Genomic DNA, 405 nt, shown 5'->3' on the forward strand with positions numbered 1-405 from the left:
GCTGGGTTCAGAACGTCGTGAGACAGTTCGGTCCCTATCTTCCGTGGGCGTAGGAAAGTTGAAGAGATTTGTCCCTAGTACGAGAGGACCGGGATGAACCAACCACTGGTGTACCAATTGTTCTGCCAAGAGCATCGTTGGGTAGCTACGTTGGGATGTGATAAGAGCTGAAAGCATCTAAGCTCGAAGCCAACTCTAAGATGAACTTTCCCTGAAGTTCCCAGCAAGACTAGCTGGTTGATAGGCTGGGTGTGTAATGGGTGTAAGCCCTTTAGCTGACCAGTACTAATAGAACGTTTGGCTTATTTTAACAAATTCTTTGGTTTACTATCTTATTAAGCATATGTTTATTATGTTTAATTTGTGTTGATTATATATAGATATACAAATATGAAATTAGCTTTT

1 rRNA gene is annotated in these 405 nt (G+C 41.2%); it reads left to right on the top strand.

Annotation, left to right across the window (positions count from 1 at the left end):
• Positions 1-310 (top strand): 23S ribosomal RNA (locus tag CJ670_RS09880); the annotation flags it as partial.
• Between the last annotated feature and the right edge of the window lie 95 nt (positions 311-405).

Source organism: Arcobacter cryaerophilus gv. crypticus, from assembly GCF_002993025.1.
In the GTDB taxonomy this organism is placed as follows: Bacteria; Campylobacterota; Campylobacteria; order Campylobacterales; family Arcobacteraceae; genus Aliarcobacter; species Aliarcobacter cryaerophilus_B.